The sequence below is a fragment of the Peribacillus sp. NJ11 genome, from assembly GCF_030348405.1.
GTDB lineage: Bacteria > Bacillota > Bacilli > Bacillales > DSM-1321 > Peribacillus.
In genome coordinates, this window is sequence record NZ_JAUCFO010000001.1 from 868,254 (window position 1) to 891,799 (window position 23,546).

Below are 23,546 nucleotides of genomic sequence, written 5' to 3' on the forward strand. Positions count from 1 at the left end.
ATTAATTGCCTTCTATCTATTATCTAGTTTTCAAGGAACAAAGCAGAAAGAATCCATCACATCGTGATGTTTTTCTTCCCTATCTGAATGAATTACTCATTCAAAACTGAACAAAACAAAAGCGCTCTCGTAATTATCCTTAGAAAGGAGGTGATCCAGCCGCACCTTCCGATACGGCTACCTTGTTACGACTTCACCCCAATCATCTGTCCCACCTTAGGCGGCTGGCTCCATAAAGGTTACCTCACCGACTTCGGGTGTTACAAACTCTCGTGGTGTGACGGGCGGTGTGTACAAGGCCCGGGAACGTATTCACCGCGGCATGCTGATCCGCGATTACTAGCGATTCCGGCTTCATGTAGGCGAGTTGCAGCCTACAATCCGAACTGAGAATGGCTTTATGGGATTCGCTTACCTTCGCAGGTTTGCAGCCCTTTGTACCATCCATTGTAGCACGTGTGTAGCCCAGGTCATAAGGGGCATGATGATTTGACGTCATCCCCACCTTCCTCCGGTTTGTCACCGGCAGTCACCTTAGAGTGCCCAACTGAATGCTGGCAACTAAGATCAAGGGTTGCGCTCGTTGCGGGACTTAACCCAACATCTCACGACACGAGCTGACGACAACCATGCACCACCTGTCACTCTGTCCCCCGAAGGGGAAAGCCCTATCTCTAGGGTTGTCAGAGGATGTCAAGACCTGGTAAGGTTCTTCGCGTTGCTTCGAATTAAACCACATGCTCCACCGCTTGTGCGGGCCCCCGTCAATTCCTTTGAGTTTCAGCCTTGCGGCCGTACTCCCCAGGCGGAGTGCTTAATGCGTTAGCTGCAGCACTAAAGGGCGGAAACCCTCTAACACTTAGCACTCATCGTTTACGGCGTGGACTACCAGGGTATCTAATCCTGTTTGCTCCCCACGCTTTCGCGCCTCAGTGTCAGTTACAGACCAGAAAGTCGCCTTCGCCACTGGTGTTCCTCCAAATCTCTACGCATTTCACCGCTACACTTGGAATTCCACTTTCCTCTTCTGTACTCAAGTTCCCCAGTTTCCAATGACCCTCCACGGTTGAGCCGTGGGCTTTCACATCAGACTTAAGGAACCACCTGCGCGCGCTTTACGCCCAATAATTCCGGACAACGCTTGCCACCTACGTATTACCGCGGCTGCTGGCACGTAGTTAGCCGTGGCTTTCTGGTTAGGTACCGTCAAGGTACCAGCAGTTACTCTGGTACTTGTTCTTCCCTAACAACAGAACTTTACGACCCGAAGGCCTTCTTCGTTCACGCGGCGTTGCTCCGTCAGACTTTCGTCCATTGCGGAAGATTCCCTACTGCTGCCTCCCGTAGGAGTCTGGGCCGTGTCTCAGTCCCAGTGTGGCCGATCACCCTCTCAGGTCGGCTACGCATCGTCGCCTTGGTGAGCCATTACCTCACCAACTAGCTAATGCGCCGCGGGCCCATCTATAAGTGACAGCCGAAACCGTCTTTCCATCTTCTCTCATGCGAGAAAAGAACGTATCCGGTATTAGCTCCGGTTTCCCGAAGTTATCCCAGTCTTATAGGCAGGTTGCCCACGTGTTACTCACCCGTCCGCCGCTAATCTCAGGGAGCAAGCTCCCATCGATTCGCTCGACTTGCATGTATTAGGCACGCCGCCAGCGTTCGTCCTGAGCCAGGATCAAACTCTCCGAAGAAATGTTTGACTTGCTCATTTTGCTTTTTTGATAGTGTGTGCTCACTTAAAATTTAACGTTGGCGCTTTGTTTTGTTCAGTTTTCAAAGAGCAATTTCACAATCGTTCTTTCGAACGGCTTGTTTATTCATCATAACATCTTATTGATTAGTTGTCAACTTCTGCGAAGTTTTAAACTTATTTTAAATCGCTGTGTTTTTCAGCGACCATTTCATCTTATCATTTTCATAGTAAGAAGTCAATAGTTATTATTTTTCTTTTGGAATCTACCAAAAGCGGATGAAGTTGTTCGTTTGTCTTAGTTGGTGCTTATTTATATTAATCCAATTTCACTTTAAAGTCAACGCTTTTTCTTTATTTCTTATTTTAATATCCTGCACAGTTTATTAGCATCTTCAGTTTATCAACAATTCCAAGACATTACTTATATAATAGGAAGAGTTGTAACCATACATCATTGACTGTTGTTGATTGAGTAATGCCAATCTGCTGGGACGCAAAGTATGAAATAGGGCCCTTGCTAGCTCCTTCATCTAAAACCTTTAAGCAGTTTATTTCTCTGCAACCATCTATACTGTGACCTTACATACCAATAGGTCGAATACATATCTTTTGTATCTTTATATCCTTTTTTATAAACTGCATCTTAATGGAATGTAGAATGGAATATAACCAAGTTGACTTCGCAATTTCCATTATGCTATTATATAACCAAGTAATATAATCGGAATAGTTAATTTTATGCTTTTACATGCTAACTTTAAATAAAACTTAGCTATTGAATAAAGGAGATGGGAATATGACAGCAACAATGGTAATACCAGGTGCGGAATCTTTTTTCATACCCGGCAATTCCATTGGCATTCTTATTTGCCATGGTTTTAATGGAACACCACAAAGCGTAAGGTATTTAGGTGAAAAATTCGCTGCAAAAGGCTTTACTGTCTTCGCTCCTAGACTGGCAGGCCACGGAACGGATGAATATGAGATGGAAACGATACATTATCAGGAATGGATAAAAGATGTAGAAATGGCCTATGCAAAATTAAAGCGTACATGCACCCATGTATTCGCTATTGGACAATCAATGGGAGGCGCCCTTGTCCTGGATTTGGCGACAAAAATGGCTTGTGATGGAATTCTCACCATAAATGCCGCTCTCGAAGTTCCTGAATATGAAATATATCGGAACCAATCGGTTCCACGCTTCATTCCTGAAGGTAAGCCTGACATAAAAGACGATACAACTAAAGAAATCACATATAATCAAGTTCCGTCAAAAGCGATTAATCAATTGCTTGATATAATGGAACATACCAGTCAAAAACTTATAGAGGTTTCGTGCCCCATACTTCTCTTCCATTCTCCAGAAGATCACGTTGTACCAGACTCTTGCTCCTATCAGATTTACGAAACTGTCATGTCCGTTGATAAGGAGATGGCGCCCCTTGAAAATTCATATCATGTGGCCTCGTTGGATCATGACAAAGATCATATCATTGAACGGTCATACCAGTTCATTCAAAAGTTAAGTAAAAGGGCAATAATCGCTTCTTAAACTCCTTTTCCTCCATATAAATTATGTTTACCCCTACACTCCATGGGTATATATAGTATATAAAGAAAAAGGAGGTAACATAATGAGCGGTTTATCAGACAAACTAAAAAGCACTGTAAATAAAGTTAAAGGTGAAACGAAAGACCAGGTCGGAAACGCGAAAAATGATCCTCACTTACAAGCAGAAGGTAAAGTCGATAAATTAAAAGGCAATCTCCAAGATGGCATTGGTAAACTGAAAAATAACCGTTAATTGCAATGCTGGATACTTCATTCACTCAATACTCTTAATTTGAACATTTCAATTCAATAAAATTGACCCCCTTTAAATAGAGAAGAGGCGGCAGATAATCTGCCGCCCCTTCTCTATTTAATTTGCTTGAATAACCACGACACACATATCATCAGGTTGATCTTGCTGCATTTCCGGGGACATCAATAAATCAATAGGGGGAGTTTCTTTGCAATCAAACCATCTCGTTGAGACCGCTTCTTGTATTTGGTCGAGCCCTTCCGTCCCTTCTCGATCTATAGCTTCCATGACTCCATCCGTAAATAGCATAAGCTGAATCTTCTCTTCATAATGAATGATGGATTTCTCTATTTTCATCTCGGTGAAAAAACCGACAGGACATGTCCCTTTTGAAAGTGAGACCACTTTTCCATCATCTAATGAAGCGAAGCCTGGAGGATGTCCGGCATTCACATATTCCACTGTCTTTTGCTCTGTATCAATGATCATATAAATCGCGGTAAAATAATAATGCACTTGGTTTTCTTCTTTATTAAGGGTACTCATCCAGCGATTCATTTCGTTTATTACTGCCACTGGATCCGTATGTGTCCTGATCGCATCTCTCAAAACGGAGGAAATGAACATACAAACAAGTGAGGCGGATATGCCATGCCCCATCATATCCAATAGGATGATCCCATACCGATTTTCATCAATGCGGTGCCAATAGTACATATCCCCTGCTAATTTATTCGCAGGTAAGTATGATGCTCTAATAGTTAAGTGGTCATTTATAATGGGCTCACTTAATAAACTGCTTTGGACCTGCATGGAGAGATCCAATTCGTTGCGAATTTTTTCATCCTGCATTTTATGCCAATCTTTTTCATATTTAAGTCTTAACCCCACACGAATTCGCGCAAGTAAATCTATTTTATTGATAGGCTTCATTATATAATCAATCCCGCCCACATCAAGTGCCTCGGCCACCTTGTTTGAATCTTCAAGAGCGGTCACAAAAATAACGGGTATATCTTTAAGGTGAGGAATGCTTTGAAGTCTCCTGCACGCCTCTATCCCATCGATCTCCGGCATCATGATATCAAGCAGAATGATATCAACTGAAGTCTCTTTAGGTTGCGGACTATCCACCTGTAAATATTCAAACATCTCAACAGCTGAAGTTAATGATAGAAAATCCGTATAGCCAGCTCGCTTTAGAATTTTCTCTATAACGAAAAGGTTAACCTGGTTATCATCTACGATTAAAATCGTCATTCTTTCATTCCCCTTTTGGCTTATATCGAGCGGCAACATTTATCTTTATTATATGGATCAGTACTTGATTAAAGCTCCCATAACAGGGATTTTTCCATTATATTATAACGAAGTTCGGTCTCTTTTAATAATAATAAACCACTATAGCTGTCCTGCATGGAGACCAACTCATTATTTATACCCCTTCCTCAGACACCTTAAACATAGAAATGCAAAAAAAAGAAAAATAAATTATATGCTCTAAATTAAAAAGAAAGAGTCCGCAAATATGCGAACTCTTTCTTTTTACAACTTCCGGTAAATTCGTTCCTTTGAGTCAAATTCCTCATAATCTTCCGAAAAGGATGATGTATGAAGGGTTTCCTTACTACCAACTGCAAGGAAACCGTCTTTGCTAAGACTGTCATAAAACAACTGATTGACATAGGTCTGTAATTCACCAGTAAAGTAAATCATCACGTTCCTGCACATGATGATATGAAACTCATTGAACGAACCATCAGTAACTAAATTATGCTGGAAAAACACAATGTTTTTAAGGAGACTCGAATCAAGATAGGCATTTTGGTAATCGGTCGTGTAATACTCCGAAAATTCTTGGTTACCGCCTGCATGCAGATAGTTTTTCGTATAAGACTGCATTCTATTTAAAGGTAATATCCCTTTTTCCGCATGACGGAGGACTTCATCATTCATATCAGTGGCATAAATCCTCGCCTTATCATAAAGTCCTTCTTCCTTGAGGATGATTGCCATGGAAAAGGCTTCTTCACCGGTCGAACAGCCCGCATGCCAAATTCTGATTTCGGGAAGGTTTTTCAGGAGCGGAACGATATTTAAACGAAAAGCTTTAAAGAAATCCGGATCGCGAAACATTTCAGTGACATTTATTGAAAAATCTTTCAAAAGCTTCTCGACATACCCTTTTTCATATAAAACCATTTCTATCATTCCACTAATCCTGCGAATATGGTCCAGCCTCATTCTATTTTCAACTCTTCTTTTTATAGAAGAACGCATATACTTGCGAAAGTCAAACCCAGAAACGGAATAAATGGCCTCTAACAATAATTCGATTTCTATATCTTCTCTTTCTTCAATCGTTAAAGTATCCTTCATGCAAAACCTTCCTTATCCGTACTATCAATCATTCAATTAATTAGTCAACCATACTCTTAGGACGGATAACAGCTGATCTAATTTTAATGGCTTGCTGACATAATCGGAAGCGCCAGCCTTCAGGCATTTTTCCCTATCACCTTTCATCGCTTTGGCCGTAAGCGCGATGATTGGAAGATTCTCGAATTTACTTTGCTCACGAATTCTGGTCATCGTTTCGTAACCGTCCATGCCTGGCATCATGATATCCATCAATATTACATCTATATCGTTTCCTTTTTCAAGGAGTTCCAAACATTCGTACCCGTTTTCAGCTGTAAGGATTTCCATCCCCTCATGCTTCAGGGCATTTTTCAGTGCAAATATATTACGGTGGTCATCATCGACGACCAGTACTCTTTTATTGCAGAATGGTTTTGCCTTATTCTGATTTTCTTCATCCATTATTACTACATCCGGTTCTTCCTGACCGTCAAATGGTGCGGCAGAATCATCGTGGCTGGCTGCTGCCACTTCTGGAGAAGCAGCTAATGCTTCGCCTGCATTTTTGAAGCCCTCCGGCATGCTCGGAATAAAGAAAGTAAAGGTGCTGCCTTGCCCTTCTTCACTATCTACGATGACCCATCCTCCTAGAAGTTTGGCAAACTCCCGGCAAATCGATAGCCCAAGTCCTGTACCGCCATATTTTCTCATTGTAGCTCCATCACCTTGCTGGAACGCTTCGAAGATAAGTTTTTGCTTATCTTTTGAAATTCCGATGCCCGTATCCGTCACCTTAATTTCAACCCAATTGCTAGCTCCTTTTGTCTGTATCCATTGTGCTACATTTTCTTCATCAGCTTTTTTGATTTGGACAGACACAGAACCCTTTTCTGTGAATTTAAATGCATTGGATAGTAGGTTTTTCAAAATTTGCTGGAAGCGCTGTTCATCCGTAAAGAAAATATCCGGTACATTTTTATCTTTTTCTATTTTAAAGTCAATGTTCTTTTTCTTCGCTACATGATCGAAGTTACGGTGTAATAACTCTGGAAGTTCACTCATATTCATTTCGTCAAAGACCACTTCGAGCTTTCCGACTTCAACTTTCGATAAATCCAAAATGTCATTGATCAACGTTAATAAATCTTGGCCTGATGAGTTAATGACACGAGCGAATTCCTGTTGCTCTTCATTTAATTTACTATCATTTGGATCGGAAAGCATTTCTGATAAAATCAAAATACTATTGAGCGGTGTCCGCAATTCATGGGACATATTTGCCATGAACTCCGATTTATATTTAGAACTTAATTTCAATTCTTCCGCATGTTTTTCAAGATTTAATTTTGCGACTTGAAGCTCTTTCGATTTTTCTTCAGTTTCACGATTTCTCTCTTCTAATTGTTCATTGATCATTCTCAACTCTTCAGCCTGTGTTTGCAGTTCCTCTGATTGGGCTTGCATTTCCTCTGACTGTGATTGCAATTCTTCCGATTGAGCCTGTAACTCTTCGGTCTGTGCCTGTGAATCTTTCAATAAACGCTCTATTTCCATCCGACCCTCAACATTATTAATCGTGATGCCCAGAGTATCAAGAACCTGGTTCAGGAAATGTTTTTGCAACTTCGTAAAGGTCTCCAAGCTTGCCAGTTCAACCATCGCCACAACTTCATCCTCAAAAACGACTGGCGCGATGGCAATGCTTTTCGGGCTTACTTCCCCTAATCCTGTTGTAACCAATTGGAAATCTTCAGGGATATCTTCAATGACCTTCAATTTCTTTTCAAGGGCGCATTGTCCGATCAAACCTTCGCCCAAACGGAATTCACGTCTGCCTGAGTCTTCGCCATCTCCCGCAAAGCTGGCAAGTTTAACAAAACGCATATCCTCGCCCTCACCCCGTTTGACGTAAAAAACTCCAAGTGAAGCTCCCATCATCGGTGCAAGCCTGGTAATGAACCGGTCAGCAAGAACTTCCACATCAACAATGCGCTGGTACATGGTAGCTATATCTGCAACCCGGGTCTGGATCCAGTTCTGTTCACTGATCTTTTCAGTGAAGTCTTTCTCTTTTTGATTATAGGCTTCAAGCGATTCCGCCATATCATTGAACGATCTCGCGATATCACCAATTTCATCATTAGTCCGAACCGGAATTCTTGGTACGACCGATAAATTTTTAAAATCAATATTTTTAATGACCTTGGTAATGGATTGCAAATCTTTCGATGTACTGCGAATCATCCAAACAACCGTTACGGAAATAACCAAAATGCTGAGAATAACCGCGAAAATCACAAAACCGATCATATCCTCATAGATTTGTTTTGAATTATTTAAGGTATCTTTCATGACACCTTCTTGGTAATCCTTAAAGTCATCCATCGTACTGATGACTTTCGTACGTTTTTCCCTCTGGTCGTCCATCAGGCTTGAAAGATCATCCGAAGAGTTTCCCGATTTTATCTTTTGGATGATCTCAGCCTCCGTTATGGAGTAAGAAGCATATTGAGTCTCGAACTCTTTCAATAATTGCTTTGCTTTCACCTTATTTAGCGCACCTGATAAACCAGCAATTTTTGATTCAATCAAACTATGATTCTCATTGATGATTTCTAGGCTCTCTGCTCTTTCTTCTTTGTTTGCGTCATTAGCTGCAAACAGAATCTCACGGTCCGACCTTGAAAAAAGCTGACGGATTTCCATCGAATCTTGAACTTTTTCATAACGATTTTCAACTATTTCAGTCATGCTGCTCTTTAAATTGTTAAGCGTGACCATCATGAAAGAAAGTAAAATAGCCAAGAAAAGCAAGATTAAACCAAACCCCAACATTTGCTTCTTCTTAAAACCCATTTTTCCGCCCACCTTCAATACTTATTTATAACAGCCCGAAATAAACGGCATTGCAAAATAAATCTTAATACTATCATTAGCTTTTTAAGAATTTTCCTTATGTCCTAAAATGATATATGGATAGATTCATTACTCAAAATCAATTTTAACATTTCCCAATCTAAAATGCTTACCTACAGTGTTAATTTAAATGAATACATTTTCCAATTAAGTAGCAGTCTGCCTTTTCCATTGTTTTGAAAACCAAAGGCCATTATTCGAACCGCGAAGCTTTTTTTATCAGTATTAATACATAATAAAAGCCGAAAGTTTCCACCTTCGGCTCTTATGGTAATCCTTATTATTTTATTTTCTTCACTTCCACATATAAAACATGGTGGCCGTCCATTTCCTTTACAGTAAATTCATATCCGGCGTAATCAATTTTATCCCCGACGGCAATCTCAAACCTGCCTGTCAGGAACCACCCTCCCAATGTATCGATATCTTCCTCTGGCAAATCGATTGCAAGGGTATCATTGACATCTTCAACCAATGTTTTTGCGTCGAATACATAATGTCCCTCATCAATTTTTTGAATAAGCGGACGTTCATCCTGATCAAACTCATCCCGGATTTCCCCGACGATTTCTTCAAGGATGTCTTCCACCGTAACAAGACCTGCAGTTCCACCATATTCATCAGTCAAAACGGCCATATGAATCCGTTCTTTCTGCATTTTCAGCAGCAGATCATGAATGGCAATCGTTTCAAGAACGCGGATGACTGGTGTTACAAAGGAATCCACCGTCAAAGCTGTTACATTTTCTTCTGTAATCGTAGCTGTATAAAGTCGCTTGATATTGACCATTCCCACGACATTATCTTTATCACCGTCTATGACCGGGTACCTTGTGTATTGTTCTTCTTGAATCAGTTCAACAACTTCCAATAATGGCATGCCCTTTTCGATAACTGTCATTTCCGTACGCGGAACCATGATTTCATTGGCAATACGCTCATCAAATTCAAAAATCTGGTTCACATATTTATATTCCGATTGGTTAATCTCACCGCTTTTATAGCTTTCCGATAAAATGATGCGCAGTTCTTCTTCAGAATGGGCCATTTCAGACTCAGAAGCAGGCTTTAATCCAAATATGCCTGTTAGGAGACGGGCAGAACCATTCAGTAACCAAATAAATGGGTACAAAATACGGTAAAAAAGAATTAACGGCTTTGAAAAAAGCAAGGTAACCTCTTCTGCCTTTTGAATCGCAACTGTTTTTGGTGCCAATTCCCCGACTACAACATGAAGGAATGTTACAGAACCGAATGCAATTACGAAAGAGATAATGTGACCTACAGATTCCTCTAATCCCCATTTATGGAACAATGGTTTTAAGATCGCTTCTACTGTCGGTTCACCCAACACCCCTAAACCTAAGGCGGTTACTGTAATTCCCAATTGACAGGCCGATAAGTACTCATCGATATGGGATGTCACTTTCTTGGCTGCCAGTGCATTTCTATGCCCTTCTTCAATCAACTGATTGATTCGGGAACCTCTGACTTTCACGATTGCAAATTCCGATGCAACGAAAAATGCGGTTAATGCTATTAATACAGCTACTGCTAATAATTTTATAAAAATCTCCAATATGTGCGGGTTCACCATGTATAGTGCCTATCCTTTTGATTAGACATACACGGTTTAATCCCAAGCACCTCCTGTATAAATGGTTATTTTCGTTTCAAAAAGCGATTTCTGACATGAACCAAAAACCATTTAGCCTATATCGTTAATATGCACCTTTGTGAATAAAACTATAGGGAATAAATTTCAATCATACCAGCAACACTAGTAATGATTGGATCAAGGCCATGCTTTCACGGGATATCTGTTTTTTTAGAAGGAGCTCATTTTTTTTATCCTTTTTGATCAAGTTGATGACTTCCTGAAGGTCCTCATTCAGGCCATCCATTTTGTGCTTCAGTTGAAGACCCGTTTCCTCAATTGCTGATGAGGCCTCCATGTCCTGTTTAAATATTTCTTTTATGTCTTCCAATGAAAGGTTCTCTCTTTTATATCCCTCGATACGGCGGAGCCTTTCAAGTTCACCGACTGTATAATAACGGTAATTAGAGGCGGAACGTTCTGCTTTAAGCAGGCCTAAGTTCGTATAATAATCAACGGTCCGTTTCGTAACATTCGCCATTTCCGCCAACTCGCCAATTTTTAAAGTCTCGTTCCCAATATAACCCCTCCAAACCGTCACGTGATGGTTTAGGCAAACTAAAAGTATGCCTGTTCCACCATGACCTTTTATTCTATTCTCTAATCGTACATCATTTTTATAGAAATGAAAAATATATATTATTGGATAAAAGGATATTCTCATCATTACCCTTCATTGGAAAAACAAAAACCGATTAATTGAATAATCGGTTTAATTTATGATTTAATCATCGATTCTATTTTTTTGTTTTATCTGAGAATTGATTGCTCAATATCTTAGGACCGCATTGGCATAGGGAAGAATGCTTCAGCTTTTTTATTGGTGTTCCGCATGTTTCACAGACTTTTGCTACCATATATACTGTCCACCTCACTTTAACTTCTTGTTATACATATTATATTACTTTGATATTATAATCAATACTAAATTAAAATAATTATAAATAAGAAGATTCTTTGGATCTTCACTTGGTTTAATTAGCATCCCTCTTCACAACTAATTAAAATAAAGATAAACTGTAATAAAACATATCAGGAAGGTTGGTATTAGATGACGAGTGAAATTCGATCTATTCCCCGTCCCTTAGTACGTACGAATCAATGGGTCATTTTGTTAAGCGTAGCCACTGCCTTATTAACGGGACAAATATGGATCTTAGCAATTCCTTTAGCAGCGGGACTTTTAGGTCTTTTCTTTAATTTCAATCCAGTCATGCGTCTCGCAAAGCTCTTTCTGAAAAAGAAGCCCTCCGATTATATTCCTGAAGATCATTCACAGCAACAATTCAACCAGGCCATCGCGGTCGTTTGCTTAGGACTTGGATTGACTTCTTTTTTACTGGGTTGGAAAGTTATCGGTTATATATTCACTTTGATGGTCGGAATGGCATCTCTCATAGCCATTCTAGGATTCTGCATCGGCTGCTTTATCCTTTATCAATGGAAGCAATATTCCTATCGCCGATCTCTTCGCTAAAAAGTGAACATAATGGGACTGACTTGCGTCAGTCCCATTTTATTATTCGGTTGCACGTAAGGAATTACTCTTTTTAACCCAAATAGTGGCCAATGCGATCAATAAAATTAAAACAGCTTGCGGCACCAGCGTTTCCATTGTTGGATAAAGACCTATCGTTTCTACAAACGGGAAGGTGCTGATCGTATTTGTCTGTATCACTTGAGAAACCTGAAGTGAATGGATAGAGACTCCAAGAATCTTGAAAGCCAAGGCATATATGAGTATCGTTGCCACTTTAAAGAATAGGGTCATCGGTAATTTCACACTGTAGCGCAGCATGATGAAACCAATTACCACTAAAATGAGAAAGGCAAGGAAAATTCCGCTCAACAGCTGCTTTAATTCCATATAAGGAGCCATTCCAGCATAAAAGATAATGGTCTCCGCACCTTCACGGAATATCGACAGAAAACTGATTAAAGCGAAAGAGATGATGCTTCCCGTCGCAATGGCTTGGTTCATTTGCTTGCCGATATACCGGTTCCATGCATGGACATTCGATTTACTATGAAGCCAAAGGCCAATTGTCAACATCATAGATACTGCTATTATTCCAGTGATTCCCTCAATATATTCCCGGCTTGAAGCAGCTGTGATCTGGGAGAAAACGATATTGATTATGACCGCCAATATGGAACTGGCAACTAAACCCGCACCAACCCCTGTCCAAATCCATTTTTGTTTGTCCACTTGCCCGATTTTCTTTAGGAAAGACAGCAATGTAGCTACAATCAAGAGTGCTTCCAACCCTTCCCGTAAAAGGATCAGAGCTGCATCCCATGTTGTATAACCCGTATCCTCAATTAAAGGGAGTAACCTTGTGTTTAAATCGGATACGATTCCCTTTGCTTCATCCGCCTTTACATTTTTCGATTGCAATAGGCTGATTGCGGTCGGGACTTTCGTTTCCATATCGCTGTAAAGCTTGCTGTCCCTTGTGGAAACCTCCCCTTCTACATTAGGCCAAATTGTTAAGATTTCATTTAACTTATCAACGGCAGAATCGATTTCATCCTTTTCAATATCCGTTGCACTTCCTTGTAAAAGTTCTGTTACATCCCCAAGTGAATATGTGTTCTTCTGGCTTCCTACTTCAACTTTACCAGCAAGGAAATCCTCGATTAGACCCTTCAATTCAGTTAGATTTTTTTGGGCTTTTTCCGGATCAGGTGGGTCTTGGGTAATCGCTATCCGTACAAAGGCCATTTTCGTTTCAAACTCACCATATGTAGCAACACTTTTCTCCCTGACAATGACCTCTGCATCGGTCCATTGATTCAGGAGATTGGTATATTGAACTTTAGCTTGATCAAAGTCACCTTCAGTTATCAAAGCCTCCAACTTATCTATTAATGGAAGTATCGCTTGTAACCGTTTTTCAAAGTCCGTATTATCAACAGGGTTTTCGTTTGTATCATAAATAACAAGAGTACTTGATAATGCCGATAATCGCTTTTTGATTTCATCTGTGGAGGCTTGGTCGCTCACAGCACTTTTTACAGCGGATAGCTTCTCGTCGACTTTCCTCGCACTCTCGCTGTCCGTTTTTATCGTTTTCCAATCTTGCTCGAATAGATCAATATTTTTCGATACTTCCTCAAGGTCGCCTGATTTTACCTTCATTAAACTATCGCCGATATAAACAAAGAGCTGATCATGGTTTTCACCCGCCGAAACGATCTTTATATCAGTCGAAAGAAATAAAAGACTGACGACTAAAACCAATATCCCACTCTTCCATCCACTCTTCCATCTAGAAACGGTCATACTGGTCCCTCCTTATTCATGAACTAAAATCGCCAACCGGATAATATCCATGCTGGCGATTTTCATGTCCTCATTTGTAATTCAATTTAGCCAAAAAGGGAATCCCCAATATAGCCACCCTTTTTCACGCCTGGTAAACAAGCGAACATGGCACTGCCCCTGTGAACGATATATTCGTTGAGCTTATCATTTTTCGCCAGTCGCTCCTGTATGGGAATGAATTGTTTACTTGGGTTTCGCTGATAACAAATGAATAGCAGGCCGGCATTGAAGCTTCCTGTTTTGGGATCCATTCCATCTGCATATGAATAGGGACGCCGCAGTATCTTTGCTTTTCCGTCCCCCCTAGATAGACTCATATGCGAATCTTCTGGAATCATCCGATTTCCATTTGGGTCTTTAGCTTCCAAATCAACGCTATCAAACTCATTCTTCATTCCTAGTGGAGCTCCACTGTCTCGATGGCGGCCAAACGTATTTTCTTGTTCTTTCAATATTGTGCGGTCCCAAACTTCAATGTACATCTGGATTCGGCGCACCACCATGTAACTGCCTCCAACAAGCCAGTCAGGTCCGTCCTCAGCCTTCACCCAGACATGCTCATTCATTTCACTGTCATTATTCGTATCCGGATTGACAGTCCCATCCTTAAACCCGAATAAGTTCCGCGGTGTCGTTTTTTGTGTATCGGCTTGCTTAGTACGTTGAAACCCTGTCTGTGCCCAATGAATGATCGTTTTGCCTCTTCCGATTCTCACTAAGTTCCTAACGGCATGAAAAGCCACTTGAAGATCATCTGCACATGCTTGAATACAAATATCCCCGCCGCTCCATTCATCTTCTAACGCATCTAAAGGGAATTTGGGCAGGTCCTTTAATTCAGCAGGTCTTTTCGATTTCAAGCCAAATCGATCTTTGCCATCCTTCGAAAATAGGGTCGGACCCACTCCAAAAGTGATCGTTAAATTGGAAGGTGATAATTCTTTCGCTTCCCCCGTATCTTTTGGGGGCATATTCGTATTAAGAGATGCTTCACCTATCAAATTTCCCGCTGTCATCTGAGCCGCAGCCTCTGTCCAATCTTTAAACAACTGGATTAAGTCGGACCTTTTTTCTGTGGTTACTTCCAATGATGCGAAATAAAGGTTATCCTGCGCTTCAGTGGTGATACCAGCTTGATGCGCTCCATAAAAAGGAACAATATCCTTAGTTTGTCCCTTTGCCTTTTGTTCAGAAAGAGAAAGCAGCCCTCCAAATCCAGATGCTCCTATCACGACTCCGATTCCACCGACCCCTGCCGTTTTCAACACATTTCGACGACTCACCTTTTTTGTAAAAAGCCCGGTTTCATCTTTCGGCGTATGTTCTTTCAATTATGATTCCTCCGTTACAATCCCTATTTGTGAAAGTGGTTCAGCTAATGCATCAATTGCTTGGCTTAACTCTTTGACTTCAGATTCTTTTAAATCCGTATATGAGATGTAGCCATTCCCATCTTTATGCTTTTCAAGCAAACCGTATACATCGTCAAAACGTTGTTGGATTTCTGCAGCAAGCTTCGCATCCTTTTCTTTTAGCGCTGGAGTAAGCAGTTCATAGATCTTTTCTGCACCTTCAACATTTGCAACGAAATCATATAAATCGGTATGGGAGTATCGGTCCTCTTCTCCTGTAACCTTACTGGTAGAAACTTCATTCAATAAATCCACCGCACCCGTGATCAACAAATCAGGTGTTACCTTAACCGTTTCAACTTTGGCTCGAAGCAAATTGACATCACTCATTAATTGATCTGCATACTTTTCGTATCCCTTTGTTGTATTTTCTTGCCATAGCCCCATTTCAATCCGATGATAACCGCCCCATTCTGCATCTTTGACATCCCCTTCACGCGCATCGATTTTGGGATCAAGATCCCCAAATACTTCAGCAATGGGTTCCGCTCTCTCATAATGCATGCGGGCTGGTGCGTATATCTCCTTCGCTTTTTCAATATCACCGGAAGATACGGCCGTAGTGAATTCTTCCGTTGCGTTCACGAACTCTTCTATTTCACCAATCGCATATTCCCGGTACTCGCTAGATACATCATCAAGCTTACTCGCACTAGCTTCTTTGGCGTTATCGTCGGCCGGCTTGGCTTCTTCCTTTTCCTGCGCACAGCCAAATAATAGGCTGGTTGATAGTAAGACTGCTAATGACGCCTTTGCTTTCTTCATTTTGTATTCTCCCTTTGAAATGATTTGTAGATTCATATTAGCAGATACTGATAATCATTATCAATATATATTTTAATGGAAACGTGACATATTCATTCTCTTTATAAAAATTCAACTATATCCCTTTTGCTTTCGTAGGATAAGTAGCTCCCAGCTGGCTAAAAATAAAAAGGCAGCCTACATATCAGCTACCTTTCACGCTCACTCATTAACTTGTCATTTTCTTTGTCCATGATTTTTGTGATATCCTCCACAAATTGATTGATCAATATTAGCTCTTGCTCATTATAAGCGGAGCATAACTCCTTGGTGGCCATAGAGAGCGATTGATAGTGGGATTTAATCTGTTCCTGCCTTTTGGGTATCGGTGCAATCATTACCCGTCTTCCGTCCAATTGATCTCGTTCTCTTTTAACATAACCGGATTTCTCAAGGCGATTGATCAGTGCTGTAACCGATCCCGTGCTCAATCCTGTAATTTTGGATAATTCACCAGCGGTAATCGGTCCTGTTTCATTCAATATTTCAGCACTCTTTAAGTCCGTATGGGACACCCCTATTTTATGGGCCATATTTTGTTGAAATAAAACGGATCTCATTCCATACCGCTGCAATCTGTGTGTTAAACTCTCTAACAGTGCTGCATTCACCCTATTATCGCTTGACATAAAATGCCACCCCTTTTACACTTAAATTTATCTTGATTTTCAAGATAAATGTTTTGTTTCATCTTAACGTTTACCCTTCAACCATGTAAAGGGAATTCATGAGCTGGTTGATACGAAGGAGGAAAATAAATTAAATGAACGTTCAAAAAAAACAAAAATTCATTGTTGCCGGTTTACTATTGGGTATCTTGATGTCAGCAATGGACAATACGATTGTTGCGACTGCAATGGGAACGATCGTTTCTGATTTAGGCGGATTCGATAAGTTTGTATGGGTGACATCTGCCTATATGGTCGCCACGATGGCAAGTATGCCGATATTCGGAAAGCTTTCCGACATGTATGGAAGAAAGAGGTTTTTCATTTTTGGACTTATAGTCTTTTTAATCGGTTCCGCTTTATGTGGCATGGCTCAGAGCATCGTGCAGTTAAGTATCTTCCGTGCAATCCAAGGGATAGGCGGAGGCGCTTTGATGCCTATAGCCTTTACGATCATTTTTGATATTTTCCCACCTGAAAAACGCGGAAAATTAACGGGCCTATTCGGCGCTGTATTTGGGGCATCAAGCGTATTGGGACCACTTTTAGGTGCATATATTACTGAATACTCCAGCTGGCACTGGATTTTCTACGTCAATGTTCCGATTGGGATCATTTCTTTATTTTTCATCTGGAATTATTACAAGGAGTCACCCAACACCCAAGAGCAAAAAATTGATTGGGGTGGCGCAGCAACTCTCGTCATTGCGGTTATCAGCTTAATGTTCGCTCTCGAACTGGGCGGGGAGTATGGCTGGAGTTCCTCTCCTATCATAGGTCTGTTTGCCAGTTTTGTGGTTTTCTTCGTTTCATTTTTCTTTTTCGAAAAAAGAGCTAAAGATCCAATTATTTCATTATGGCTATTTAAAAGGCGATTATTTGCCACTTCTCAGATTTTAGCCATTCTTTATGGCGGTACATTCATTATTTTAACCGTCTATATTCCGATTTTCGTGCAGGCAGTTTACGGTGGTTCCGCAACAAATGCCGGATTGATCCTAACTCCCATGATGCTTGGTTCTGTATTCGGCAGTGCAGTTGGCGGGATATTCAATACAAAGACAAGCTTTCGCAACTTAATGACGATTTCCGTCATCTGTTATTTTGCAGGAATGCTTTTATTAGGGACCATCACCCCTGATACCAGCAGGACTTTATTAACTTTGTACATGATTTTGACTGGATTCGGCATGGGCTTTTCCTTCTCCCTTTTGCCTATTGCGTCCATTCACAACTTGGAACCTAGATTCCGGGGGTCGGCTAACTCAACAAACTCATTCCTCCGTTCTTTTGGGATGACACTCGGTGTAACGATTTATGGAGCGATTCAGAACAATGTATTCACAAGTAAAATGACGGATGCGTTTAAAGGAATGCAAAGGGGTCCGGATACAGCCGGGTTGATGGAGGACCCACGACAGCTCTTCCAATCGGACGCACGTGCCGAGATTCCGGACTTTATATTGGATAAAATCGTTCATGCGATGTCCGATTCGATATCATTGATATTCACCTTGGCTCTCATTCCGATCGGTCTTGCAGCGATCACTGTGTTCTTTATGGGAAAAACAAGAGTGGAAACACCATCGAAAGAGGAATCATTACAATAAATAAAAGCGCTGGAATTCCAGTGCTTTTTGTTTTTCTATATAGGAAGTAAAGTTTGCCGAAAAATCATTCCACTACTAAAATATAAGTAACACATTCACATACCGAGGTGAGAAGTTTGAAGATCGTATGTTTTGGAGACAGTTTAACCAGAGGCATTTCTTATGTTAAGGGCCGGCTTCGCATTATTAAAGAAAATTATCCGAACTCTTTAGCTAAGCTAACAGAATCTTTGCCATTCGTGGAAGTATTGAATAAAGGGGTTTTCAATGACAACTCCGACCTGTTGGTTAGCCGGATCGAGAAAGACGTCATGTCGGAAAATCCCGATATCGTATTAATAGAGGTCGGTGGAAACGACTGTAACTTCCATTGGGACGAAGTAGCCAAGAATCCAGAAGGTGACCATGAGCCTATCGTTCCAATCGAACGCTATCTGGAAAATATCACACAACTTGTCAAGCAGGTTCAGGACAAGCATGTAACACCTTTCCTTTTAACTCTCCCACCGCTGGATCCTGCCAGGTATTACAGAGCTATCGCTGATAAGTTCGGTCATTCGATCGGGCATTTCGTTTCACATGTCGGTGGTATTGAACATTGGCATGGGATGTATAATCGCCAATTGAAAAACCTTGCAGAGGAACTAAAGGTGCCTTTGATCGATGTCCGTTCCTATATTAAATCCTCCGGCGACTTGGATCGCTTGATTAGCGATGATGGCATCCACCTCACTTCCGAAGGGTACCAGCAAATGAGCATGGCCATATTCAGTGATTTACAGAAGCATATGGCAGAGGAAATACTTCCTCAGCCTTAAAACAGTAAAAAGGCAAAGCATGGCGCTTTGCCTTTTTGGGTTTTACAGACTTTTCACTTCCACGTTTTCCGGGAGCTTGAAAGGGTTCTCGGTATTGATCCGGTCATAAAACATCATCCCGTTTAAATGATCTAACTCATGTTGAAACACGATTGCAGCAAAGCCCTTCAGCCGCATCTCTATTTCCTCACCATTACCATCCACCGCTTTAATTTTAACCCGTTCATAACGCGGTACATATCCTTTAATATCACGGTCGACAGAAAGGCAGCCTTCACTTTGAGGCAAATAGATCATTGTGGCAGAATGACTGATAATTTTCGGATTCACAAGGGCATATTCAAACAGCTTCCCCTTTTCGTCCGGAAAATACATGACGAACATGCGTTTATTCAAGCCTATCTGATTGGCAGACAACCCAACGCCTTCACGCAAATTGTACTTCTTTTGGAGTTTTGGGTCCTGGCTATTTTTCAGGTATTGCATCATGCATTCCAACGTTTCACGATCTTCATCCGAAATCGGCAGGCTGACTTCATCAGTTACCTGACGCAGAATTGGATCTCCTTCTCTAACGATATCCTTCATCGTAATCATATAGTCTTTTATAAATTTACTCATAGAACTTCACACTCTTCTACCATTTTATTTTTTCATGACTTAGACCATTTCACTTTAGCATTTCGCATTTAAAAAGTCTAATATGCAGGTTAGATAAACATCGGACTTTATCTTTTGAATTTTCATAATAAATGGTATTTTTAGATTTTAACATTATTTACCTAAATTTTAGGGTATAAAGACCTATAGATTACACGTTTAAAAATTTTATACTAGATATATACTCTTAAAGGAGATGAAATATTGAACTCTAACTCTAAATTAGTTTCGAAGTTACTGCCGTTCTTGACGGCTTTCATTGTGATAATTGCTGGAATCAGTTGGTATGTTGTTACTCAGTCAAAGGATATGGTCATTCCTTTTTCTTCCGTAGAAAAGACGATTAAAGCTCAAAATGGAGCCCTTGTCACCATTGAAGAAAATAAGAATGGCACTCTTCACATCTCCACACCAGATGGAGAATACGTTTCTAATATCCCTCCCAACAGTCAAATGATCAATAAACTTGTCGAAACTTATAATGTTCAATATTCTTTTTCATCAACTAATAAATCAGCATTATGGATTTTAGGCGGATTAATGGCGGCTCTCGTCGCAACCGCTGTAATTATACAGAAAAGATCAAAAGGCGGATTACGGGTCGGCAGCAAGAAACAAAGCCTTTCCAGCCCTAAGCCTCTACCAGAGATAACCATGGATGATGTAGGCGGTTTGCAAACCGAAATCAAACAGGAAATCCTACAGACACTAACTACACTAAAGGAACCTGAACGTTCAGCTAAAATTGGAATTAAGCCGCCTCAAGGCATTTTATTATACGGCCCCCCTGGAACGGGGAAAACGTTGCTTGCACAGGCAATCGCAAAAGAGCTTGGTGCAAATTTCTTCTCGACGAGCGGTTCAGCCTTCAACGAAATGTTTGTTGGAGTCGGTGCAGCCCGTGTCCGCAGCCTTTTCCAAAATGCACGTAAGCAATCGCCGGCTGTCATTTTCATCGATGAAGTGGACGCGTTGGCTGGTAAAAGGAAAGCTCATGGAGGCGAAGAAGGCGAAAAAACGTTAACTGAACTGCTTGTGCAATTGGATGGAGGCCATCCAAACGAAGGCATTTTATTCATTGCAGCGACCAACCGGAAAGATATGCTCGATGAGGCATTTCTACGTCCGGGCAGGATAGATTTCTCTTTCCAAGTTCCACTTCCAGATACCCAAGGAAGAAAGGAAATCATCAATATCCATACGAAGGGAAAGCGTCTAGCAACAGATGTACTTTCATCATTGGATGAATTGGCTGAAAGTACTTCCGGCTTCTCCGGTGCTGACTTAAGTTCTCTATTCGATACAGCCTCACGTCATGCCCTGAGGAATGAACAGGAAATGATTCGTAAACAGGATATTGACTATGCCATTGACCGGACGATTCTTGGAGCCACATCACGTTCCTTGAATGATGTGGATACGAAGCGGCGTGTGGCCATCCATGAAAGTGGACATGCCCTGATTGCAGCTCTGACAAAGCCAGGTTCCGTTCGAAAGGCGACCATCATTCCTCGTGGGGAAGCCCTTGGATATGTAGCGCCTATACCAAAAGAACTCCATCTGGCAACCGCCAGTGAATTGCTTGATCAAGTCAAAATGATCTTAGCAGGTGGTGTAGCTGAAAGAATGTATTTAGGGGAACACAGCATCGGTGTAGGCGGAGATGTCCAACAGGCAAAACATCTACTTGAACAAATGGTCGATACCGGAATGCTTCAAGACGGATTTACCCTCACCTTTAATAAAGGCGAGAGAGAGCAAAGGATGCAGGAATTATTCACTAAAGCGATTCAGGAAACGGAAATGTTGATTGATTCGAATCGCCAACAGTATGAAGAGCTTGTTGAAGAGTTATTGAAAAAAGAGACACTCGAGGGATCAGAAGTTCAGCGTATCGTTGATGCTTCAGAAATAAACACCATATGCTCGAATGCATAACGTGTTTAAAAGACTAATATTATGTTTAGAGCCTGTTCGAATCGAACAGGCTCTTTTTTATATATGGTAGTGAGCCGCAAAGCCAATCTTTAATTAATATTATGTAGGCAGTCCCTTTCCCGCTAGAAAAATGAAAGGGAGGTCACTGGCAAAATCACCGTTATCCGCTTCTCACCTGTTTTACATCTAAGGATTTAGCCATATGCTGTTTCGGTATCTTGGCCTTAAAATCATCCTTTTTCAAACGCATCGCAAATAATAGGGCTATGACGAGCAAAGCCACAGAACCGAGGAGAGCAAATTGATAGGAAGTTAAATTAACATGCTGCTCCCCATTTGTCCCTATCGAGCTAGTTCCCACTGCCCCCAGAATGCTGGCTAGGATGGCTACACCAATGGCAGAGCCAATCCGGTTTTGGACATTGAACAATGTAGCCGCCATTCCCATCGAAGCCGAGTTGATATTGGTGAAAGTGGAAAACTGTACGGCCACAACAGTATGTCCCAAACATATACCGACGCTAAATAATAAGGCACGAAGAAACCAGGGGTTGGCTGTCGGCCCGACAATGCTAATCAATGTATAAATGATGATTGTACCAAGCAGCCCTATCCGGATCACCTGATGTATGCCCAGTTTCTTCGTAGTCCAAGGCATCATCCGGGAGGCCACCATCAAACCTATAGCTTCCGGGAAAGTCGTCAGCCCGCTTTCTAAAGCCGAAGCATGAAGCGAACTTTGATACATTAACGGGAACACGAAGAGCATCCCCAATAAGCCCGCCATTGAAAATAATGAAATGATGCCCAATGTCCGAAACAATCGATCGGATAATAAACGCAAATCAAGCATCGGTTCGTTAACACGCAGCTCCAATAGAATAAATGAGCAAACAAGAATTACACCGATACAACCTGTATACATAATCACTGGGGAGTCCCATCCTTTAGATGGTCCTAAGCTCATTGCATACATCAACATGGAAAAGCCTGCAGCTGACATTAAAAATCCTGGAAGGTCCAACCTGCCAGCAGTCGGCTCTTTATGTTCTTTTAAAAACCATACACCGAATAACAGGACCATAATTCCGAAAGGGACATTTATATAAAATGCCCAACGCCAAGACAGCTGCTCCGCAAGGAATCCGCCAACAATCGGACCAACAGCTGGTGCGAATGCAATGGGGAGCACCAGGGAACGGGAAACCTTTGGGCGTTCTTCAACAGAGAACGTTCTAAATAATATGGCCATTCCAACTGGTGTCAGGATCCCGCCTCCTGCCCCCTGCAAAACCCTGAACAAGTTCAAGGTTTGCAGATTGTTAGCGAATCCGCATAAAAAGGAGGCTGCCGTAAAGACACCCAATGCCATCAAGAAGATTTTCTTGGTTCCAAAACGATCCCCAAGCCAACCAGCTACCGGAAGGAATACAGCCAGGCTTACTAAATATCCAACATTAATGCCACTGGCTGAAGAGGGATCAAGGTTAAATTCATTACTGATCGTTGGCAGGATCACATTGACAATCGTCCCGTCCATCGAAACCATGAACATCGCTATGACATAAACGATGCTCACTACTATTTTAGGGTCTAACTGTATCTTGGATTTCACTGTGTTCCATCACTGCTGGCAACTAGTTTTAAACTATTGGGTAGCAAATCCATCCATTTTTTGTTGATGTATTTCCAGCAATCCTCTCTATATATCACGGACCAGCCTTCTGGAATAACCAAAAAGGCGGGCCAAAGGGAATGCCGACCTTCTTCATTTATAAATTCATTGTAGATGCCATTTTCATTCACGAAACGGTTGGTCATCAGTTATTGTCCTCCTTCATAATTTTTTCAAATTCTTGATAGTGAATGT

General features: G+C 41.3%; 18 protein-coding genes and 1 rRNA gene. 6 read left to right on the forward strand and 13 right to left on the reverse strand.

Annotation, left to right across the window (positions count from 1 at the left end):
• Window positions 1–143: 143 nt before the first annotated feature.
• Window positions 144–1,694: ribosomal RNA gene (locus tag QUF86_RS04170) — 16S ribosomal RNA — on the reverse strand.
• A gap of 798 nt (window positions 1,695–2,492) precedes the next feature.
• On the opposite strand from QUF86_RS04170, the gene QUF86_RS04175 reads away from it, so the two are divergent.
• Entirely contained in the window at window positions 2,493–3,251 is a 759-nt protein-coding gene (locus QUF86_RS04175; RefSeq protein ID WP_289333687.1) for an alpha/beta hydrolase, read from the forward strand.
• 82 nt (window positions 3,252–3,333) lie between these two features.
• Window positions 3,334–3,504, forward strand: coding sequence for a CsbD family protein (locus QUF86_RS04180; protein WP_289318736.1), 171 nt, complete (start codon window positions 3,334–3,336; stop codon window positions 3,502–3,504).
• Between the two features lie 117 nt (window positions 3,505–3,621).
• Here QUF86_RS04180 and QUF86_RS04185 read toward each other — a convergent pair whose 3' ends face one another.
• The 5 genes from QUF86_RS04185 to QUF86_RS04205 all read right to left on the reverse strand — a co-directional run bounded on the left by QUF86_RS04185 (window position 3,622) and on the right by QUF86_RS04205 (window position 11,102).
• The gene (locus QUF86_RS04185) at window positions 3,622–4,764 is read right to left on the reverse strand and encodes a PP2C family protein-serine/threonine phosphatase (protein ID WP_289318735.1); all 1,143 of its coding nucleotides are present in this window, start codon (window positions 4,762–4,764) and stop codon (window positions 3,622–3,624) included.
• A 285-nt stretch (window positions 4,765–5,049) separates the two neighbouring features.
• Window positions 5,050–5,883 carry a CheR family methyltransferase gene (locus tag QUF86_RS04190; RefSeq protein WP_289318734.1) on the reverse strand — a complete coding sequence of 278 codons (834 nt, stop codon included), beginning with the start codon at window positions 5,881–5,883 and terminating at the stop codon, window positions 5,050–5,052.
• 36 nt (window positions 5,884–5,919) lie between these two features.
• Window positions 5,920–8,721, reverse strand: a complete 2,802-nt coding sequence (locus tag QUF86_RS04195; RefSeq protein ID WP_289333688.1) for a response regulator — start codon at window positions 8,719–8,721, stop codon at window positions 5,920–5,922.
• Between the two features lie 340 nt (window positions 8,722–9,061).
• Window positions 9,062–10,360 (reverse strand): hemolysin family protein, encoded by a 1,299-nt coding sequence (locus QUF86_RS04200; RefSeq protein WP_289318732.1) that lies wholly within the window; start codon window positions 10,358–10,360, stop codon window positions 9,062–9,064.
• Between the two features lie 187 nt (window positions 10,361–10,547).
• A complete protein-coding gene (locus tag QUF86_RS04205) occupies window positions 10,548–11,102 on the reverse strand; it encodes a MerR family transcriptional regulator (protein WP_289333689.1) in 555 nt (184 codons plus the stop codon).
• Between the two features lie 387 nt (window positions 11,103–11,489).
• Between QUF86_RS04205 and QUF86_RS04210 the strand changes: the two genes are divergently transcribed.
• A complete protein-coding gene (locus QUF86_RS04210) occupies window positions 11,490–11,915 on the forward strand; it encodes a DUF4395 domain-containing protein (protein ID WP_289333690.1) in 426 nt (141 codons plus the stop codon).
• 42 nt (window positions 11,916–11,957) lie between these two features.
• Here QUF86_RS04210 and QUF86_RS04215 read toward each other — a convergent pair whose 3' ends face one another.
• The 4 genes from QUF86_RS04215 to QUF86_RS04230 all read right to left on the reverse strand — a co-directional run bounded on the left by QUF86_RS04215 (window position 11,958) and on the right by QUF86_RS04230 (window position 16,611).
• Complete coding sequence (locus QUF86_RS04215) at window positions 11,958–13,724, reverse strand: FTR1 family protein (RefSeq protein WP_289333691.1); 1,767 nt, start codon at window positions 13,722–13,724, stop codon at window positions 11,958–11,960.
• Window positions 13,725–13,810: 86 nt separating this feature from the next.
• Window positions 13,811–15,097 carry an iron uptake transporter deferrochelatase/peroxidase subunit gene (gene efeB / locus QUF86_RS04220; RefSeq protein WP_289333692.1) on the reverse strand — a complete coding sequence of 429 codons (1,287 nt, stop codon included), beginning with the start codon at window positions 15,095–15,097 and terminating at the stop codon, window positions 13,811–13,813.
• A complete protein-coding gene (efeO, locus tag QUF86_RS04225; RefSeq protein ID WP_289333693.1) occupies window positions 15,098–15,943 on the reverse strand; it encodes an iron uptake system protein EfeO in 846 nt (281 codons plus the stop codon).
• Window positions 15,944–16,131: 188 nt separating this feature from the next.
• Window positions 16,132–16,611: a MarR family winged helix-turn-helix transcriptional regulator gene (locus tag QUF86_RS04230; protein ID WP_289333694.1), complete on the reverse strand. Its 480-nt coding sequence runs from the start codon at window positions 16,609–16,611 to the stop codon at window positions 16,132–16,134.
• A gap of 134 nt (window positions 16,612–16,745) precedes the next feature.
• On the opposite strand from QUF86_RS04230, the gene QUF86_RS04235 reads away from it, so the two are divergent.
• Together QUF86_RS04235 and QUF86_RS04240 are read left to right on the forward strand one after the other, a co-directional pair.
• Window positions 16,746–18,260 (forward strand): MDR family MFS transporter, encoded by a 1,515-nt coding sequence (locus tag QUF86_RS04235; RefSeq protein WP_289333695.1) that lies wholly within the window; start codon window positions 16,746–16,748, stop codon window positions 18,258–18,260.
• Window positions 18,261–18,376: 116 nt separating this feature from the next.
• Window positions 18,377–19,078, forward strand: a complete 702-nt coding sequence (locus QUF86_RS04240; RefSeq protein WP_289318724.1) for an SGNH/GDSL hydrolase family protein — start codon at window positions 18,377–18,379, stop codon at window positions 19,076–19,078.
• A gap of 42 nt (window positions 19,079–19,120) precedes the next feature.
• On the opposite strand, the gene def is transcribed toward QUF86_RS04240, so the two are convergent.
• Window positions 19,121–19,699, reverse strand: coding sequence for a peptide deformylase (gene def / locus QUF86_RS04245; RefSeq protein WP_061461156.1), 579 nt, complete (start codon window positions 19,697–19,699; stop codon window positions 19,121–19,123).
• A 243-nt stretch (window positions 19,700–19,942) separates the two neighbouring features.
• Between def and QUF86_RS04250 the strand changes: the two genes are divergently transcribed.
• Window positions 19,943–21,676 (forward strand): AAA family ATPase, encoded by a 1,734-nt coding sequence (locus QUF86_RS04250; RefSeq protein ID WP_289333696.1) that lies wholly within the window; start codon window positions 19,943–19,945, stop codon window positions 21,674–21,676.
• A 160-nt stretch (window positions 21,677–21,836) separates the two neighbouring features.
• Here QUF86_RS04250 and QUF86_RS04255 read toward each other — a convergent pair whose 3' ends face one another.
• Complete coding sequence (locus QUF86_RS04255; protein WP_353957644.1) at window positions 21,837–23,291, reverse strand: DHA2 family efflux MFS transporter permease subunit; 1,455 nt, start codon at window positions 23,289–23,291, stop codon at window positions 21,837–21,839.
• On the reverse strand, window positions 23,288–23,497 hold the full coding sequence (locus QUF86_RS04260; protein ID WP_289318722.1) for an MbtH family NRPS accessory protein: 210 nt from the start codon (window positions 23,495–23,497) through the stop codon (window positions 23,288–23,290). Before QUF86_RS04260 ends, QUF86_RS04255 begins: the two co-directional genes overlap by 4 nt.
• Between the last annotated feature and the right edge of the window lie 49 nt (window positions 23,498–23,546).

Excerpts from the sequence above, each read along its gene's own strand:
- QUF86_RS04175 (WP_289333687.1), top strand. The coding sequence starts at position 2,493 with ATGACAGCAACAATGGTAATACCAGGTGCGGAATCTTTTTTCATACCC.
- QUF86_RS04180 (WP_289318736.1), top strand. The coding sequence starts at position 3,334 with ATGAGCGGTTTATCAGACAAACTAAAAAGCACTGTAAATAAAGTTAAA.
- QUF86_RS04185 (WP_289318735.1), bottom strand. The coding sequence starts at position 4,764 with ATGACGATTTTAATCGTAGATGATAACCAGGTTAACCTTTTCGTTATA.
- QUF86_RS04190 (WP_289318734.1), bottom strand. The coding sequence starts at position 5,883 with ATGAAGGATACTTTAACGATTGAAGAAAGAGAAGATATAGAAATCGAA.
- QUF86_RS04195 (WP_289333688.1), bottom strand. The coding sequence starts at position 8,721 with ATGGGTTTTAAGAAGAAGCAAATGTTGGGGTTTGGTTTAATCTTGCTT.
- QUF86_RS04205 (WP_289333689.1), bottom strand. The coding sequence starts at position 11,102 with ATGAGAATATCCTTTTATCCAATAATATATATTTTTCATTTCTATAAA.
- QUF86_RS04210 (WP_289333690.1), top strand. The coding sequence starts at position 11,490 with ATGACGAGTGAAATTCGATCTATTCCCCGTCCCTTAGTACGTACGAAT.
- QUF86_RS04215 (WP_289333691.1), bottom strand. The coding sequence starts at position 13,724 with ATGACCGTTTCTAGATGGAAGAGTGGATGGAAGAGTGGGATATTGGTT.
- efeO (WP_289333693.1), bottom strand. The coding sequence starts at position 15,943 with ATGAAGAAAGCAAAGGCGTCATTAGCAGTCTTACTATCAACCAGCCTA.
- QUF86_RS04230 (WP_289333694.1), bottom strand. The coding sequence starts at position 16,611 with ATGTCAAGCGATAATAGGGTGAATGCAGCACTGTTAGAGAGTTTAACA.
- QUF86_RS04235 (WP_289333695.1), top strand. The coding sequence starts at position 16,746 with ATGAACGTTCAAAAAAAACAAAAATTCATTGTTGCCGGTTTACTATTG.
- def (WP_061461156.1), bottom strand. The coding sequence starts at position 19,699 with ATGAGTAAATTTATAAAAGACTATATGATTACGATGAAGGATATCGTT.
- QUF86_RS04260 (WP_289318722.1), bottom strand. The coding sequence starts at position 23,497 with ATGACCAACCGTTTCGTGAATGAAAATGGCATCTACAATGAATTTATA.